Source organism: Acaryochloris sp. IP29b_bin.148, from assembly GCF_028285565.1.
Lineage (GTDB): Bacteria > Cyanobacteriota > Cyanobacteriia > Thermosynechococcales > Thermosynechococcaceae > Acaryochloris.
In genome coordinates this window covers 1-3,836 of record NZ_JANQOY010000031.1, presented here as the reverse complement: position 1 = coordinate 3,836, position 3,836 = coordinate 1, and the positions used below count along the sequence as shown (strand labels likewise).

5 protein-coding genes are annotated in these 3,836 nt (G+C 47.7%); 3 read left to right on the top strand and 2 right to left on the bottom strand.

The annotated features are described in order from the left end of the window. The 3 genes from Q0986_RS03295 to Q0986_RS03285 form a co-directional block, all read left to right on the top strand. The coding region (locus Q0986_RS03295) for a nucleoside recognition domain-containing protein (RefSeq protein ID WP_366918502.1) at positions 1-468 on the top strand (468 nt) is incomplete at its 5' end. A 102-nt stretch (positions 469-570) separates the two neighbouring features. Continuing rightward, positions 571-2,031: a hypothetical protein gene (locus tag Q0986_RS03290; RefSeq protein WP_299403721.1), complete on the top strand. Its 1,461-nt coding sequence runs from the start codon at positions 571-573 to the stop codon at positions 2,029-2,031. 210 nt (positions 2,032-2,241) lie between these two features. After that, positions 2,242-2,637: a Fur family transcriptional regulator gene (locus Q0986_RS03285; RefSeq protein ID WP_299403724.1), complete on the top strand. Its 396-nt coding sequence runs from the start codon at positions 2,242-2,244 to the stop codon at positions 2,635-2,637. A 70-nt stretch (positions 2,638-2,707) separates the two neighbouring features. Here the strand turns inward: Q0986_RS03285 and Q0986_RS03280 are convergent, their stop codons facing one another. Beyond that, positions 2,708-3,277, bottom strand: a complete 570-nt coding sequence (locus Q0986_RS03280; protein WP_299403718.1) for a Uma2 family endonuclease — start codon at positions 3,275-3,277, stop codon at positions 2,708-2,710. Positions 3,278-3,461: 184 nt separating this feature from the next. After that, entirely contained in the window at positions 3,462-3,686 is a 225-nt protein-coding gene (locus Q0986_RS22865; RefSeq protein WP_366918501.1) for a hypothetical protein, read from the bottom strand. Between the last annotated feature and the right edge of the window lie 150 nt (positions 3,687-3,836).

Genomic DNA, 3,836 nt, shown 5'->3' with positions numbered 1-3,836 from the left:
CGCTGGGCCACCATCTGGCGAGAAACCCAGGGCACGCTGCATCAGTTTTTTACCAATGCCATTCCCATTTTTGTGGCCATTACCTTGATCGCATCGATGTTAGATCAGCTGAGTTTTCTAACAGCTGCAGCATCTATTATTCATCCCCTAATGCAGATCTTTCGCCTTCCTCCAGAAGCAGCCTTGCCCATGATTCTGGCCTCTATTCGTAAAGATGGTCTGCTGCTCTTTGCTGAAGCCGAAACCCTCTCTGCTCTCACACCGCTGCAGATTCTCACAGGGGTCTATCTGGCAGGTGTCTTGTTGCCGTGTTTGGTTACGGCTCTGACGATTGCCCGAGAACAGTCTCTCCGATTTGCCTTGGCATTGATGGGTCGTCAGGCAATCGCGGCGACTTGCTTCTCCTTAATCTTGGCCTGGGGCGGGTACTGGTGCTCGGATGCATTCGCCAGTGAGGTGTTTCCCTAATCGACATCATCTGAACTGTTCTGTCTGGCCTGAAAAGGCCCCAAACAGCTAAAACGACCTATTTTTGAAGCCGTATTTGTCAGCGTTTCCATATATAGCCCTATGAAGCACCGGATTTACCCCCTGGATCGTATTGCCATCATCATGATGGCCGCTCTCACATTCCTGATCGGCTTGATCATCATGGGGGGAGACCATACGGTACCGATTGTTCGAGATTTTAATTGGCAAGAGAAACGAGTTGGCATGGAAGATGCCGCGTTTATCTTGTCGTTTAATCGGCCGATGGATTGGCCCAAGGTGGAAGAAAACCTGACTTTAACCCCTGAGTTGCCGGGAAAACTGAGCTGGTCCGGCCGACGACTGGCCTATACGTTGACTGAGCCCATGCCTTACGGGACTGAATTTAAAGTTCAGCTAAGCCAAGTGGCGGAAGTAGGTCTGAGTCCCAATGCCCAGCCCAAGGTGATGCAGCCGTTTTCGGGGACGTTTCGGAGTCGAGATCGCGCCTATGTCTACATCGGTGTGAATGGGGAAGAATCAGGTCGATTAATTCTCCAGAATTTAACCCAAGACCAAAAAACGATTCTGACGCCTGCCGATCTAGTCGTCACAGAATTTAAACCGTATCCCTATGGCGATCGCATTTTATTCGCCGCCACGGCCAAGCGTCTGGTCTCTGAAGGAGAATTTAACCCCAAACTGTACACTGTCACGACAGGGTTACAGGCCAATCCGCCTGATCTAAATAACAGTTCTCAAAAACCCCCAGGCGAGATTGAAGAGATTTTGGATAACCAGAAATATCAAATTCTCAAATTCGACCTCGCTGCAGATGGCAGTCGAATTGTTGTCCAACGGGCACTTAAAGAAGGAACAGGGCTTGGTCAGGTCAGTCTTTGGCAACTCCCCACAGGCAAATCCATCCAACTATTAGAGAAGGTCGAAGGTGGCAATTTCTTGATTGCCCCTGATAGCCAATCCTTAGTGATTGCCCAAGGCCAAGGATTGGCTATCTTACCCCTAGAAGGCAGTGAGAATGATCAGCCCTTGGAGTTTCTGCCCAAGTTTGGGATGGTTTTAAGCTTTGCGAGAGACGGATCAGCCGCGACGATGCTCAAATTCAACCCCGATTTCACTAAGTCTTTGTTTTTAGTTACGACTCAGGGCCAGCAAACCGAATTGCTCAAAACAAGCGGCTCAATTCTCAGAGCGACCTTTGACCCCAAAAAACAGTTACTGTACTGTTTGCTGACTCAGGTGAGCCCTGGCGAAGAGTATATAGAAATCCTGTATCTGGCAACGATTGACTTAGCTACCCAAGCAGAAACTAGGCTTTTGAATCTAACCAATCAGCGTGATACTAATATGGCTCTCGCTCCAGATGGTTCAGCGTTGCTATTCGACCAAGCGATTGAAGCGAGTCCCGACAATCCAGAGATTGCTCAGACGAATCAGGACGGTTCAGTGACCACCAGTAATTTGTGGATTTTGCTCTTAGACAGTAGTGAGCCGCAGCCTTCTTCCGTTGGCTCAGGTATCGATCCAAAATGGTTACCGTGAATCACGTTTGGGGCACAATTAATCCTCTGCAATTGCCTGAAGTAATTGCATTCTCCTGGTCGTTAACCCCAAAAGACGTCTCAGGGGGTAGGGTTAAATCGTAATATTGACGGTCTCTTAAGCACGGCTGCTATCATAAAATGAGAATGATAATCATGTCTAACAATCTTGTATTTTGCCAAAAAGCTGTGGTGCAGTAAGGAAATGAGCATACCCGAGAAATTAACTCCCCATCAGCGGCGCGTGTTGGAAGTTCTTTTTTCCACTCCCCAAGAATTCTCGGCTCAAGATCTGCATCAAGAATTAAAAAAGCAGCAACAAAGAGTAGGGTTGGCAACGATTTACCGTGCCCTCAAAGTTCTCCAACAGCGTGGAAAGGTACAAACGCGTCCTTTGCCAAATGGTGAAGCGGTTTATAGTATTGCCTCTGCTCATCGGCATCATCTGACCTGTGTAAACTGTGGCAATTCCATGCCATTAATGAATTGTCCAGTCCACGCGTTAGAACAAGAACTTGCCCAAACCCAGAAATTTCAGGTCTTTTACCACACCCTAGAATTTTTTGGTTTATGCCAAAACTGCGCTGAAGTGGAGGTTTTAGCCTGAATAGAGGGACTTAGGTGAGCCTCATGTAGGGTATAGGCGCTAAAAGAGCTGGATATTAAGATCCTAACCCCTAAAACTGCGGTAAATCCAGAGTAAAACCTGGCAATACCTCTTCCCCTAGTAGTTGAGTCGGCAGCGATCGCACTTCTGTATCTTGTTCTGGTTGATAAATCTCCACTTGCTGATCCTGGGGATTGATCAGCCAACCGAGCCGCACGCCATTTTCTGCATATTCCTGCATTGTCGCTTGCAGCACAGCTAGGTCATCGGTCCGAGAGCGCAACTCAATCACAAAATCGGGAGCTAGGGGTGGGAACCGTTCTTGTGCTTCTTTTGAGAGGGCATCCCAGCGACTTTGTTCAACCCAGGCAACATCGGGTGATCGTTTTGCACCATTGGGTAATTGAAATACTGTTGAAGAACTAAATACCCGACCTAAGCCAGTACGCCGATTCCAAATTTGCACATCTGCATTTAAATCAGATTCACGACTTCCACTTAAACCGCCAACTGGAGGCATAACGACTAGATCTCCCTGTGCGGTCATCTCAAAGCGCAATCCTTCATTTTGACGGCAAATATTGTAAAACTGCGCTTCAGTTAATGCTGCTTTTGATGCATTGATGGTGAGCGTTTCCATAGACAGCGTACTCAGTGTGTCTCAAATGTTGCCTATGCTCTGATTCTAATCGAGAAATGTTTGCGATCGCGACTGTGCCTCGTGAGCAAAGTAACCCATCCCCCCCATTGCATTTAGGGGCTTCACCGATCGCTTCGAACTACATCCGTTTCAGTAATTCATCGTACTCATCATGCGTGCCAATCTAGTACCAGTAGATATGATCAGATTCCAACAAACCCAAGACACGGTAGTTGAGGCTGACACGAGCAGAATAAATCAGTTGCTTCTGACTAACACGTTTGAACTGAAGACTTGGATGATAGGGGTCTTCCTGCCAAAGGGCATAGGCTTTATCGGCTTGCTCCTGAACGGATTCAGGAAGATCGTCCAACCGCTTGCGAAATGACTTGGTGACACTTGACTTCACTTTTGTGTTGGGAATACTTCACCAAGTGGAACTGTTCCTCCTGCTGCGATTTCCTGCCGCACCATTGCTGCCATCTGATCCCATTGATCGTCTGTTGTAGCAGCAAAACGGGTTTCCCATTTTTGCTCGTCTTGCAACTCTGCCAAAAAT

Coding starts and splice junctions, on each gene's coding strand:
- Q0986_RS03290 (WP_299403721.1), top strand. CDS start 571: ATGAAGCACCGGATTTACCCCCTGGATCGTATTGCCATCATCATGATG.
- Q0986_RS03280 (WP_299403718.1), bottom strand. CDS start 3,277: ATGGAAACGCTCACCATCAATGCATCAAAAGCAGCATTAACTGAAGCG.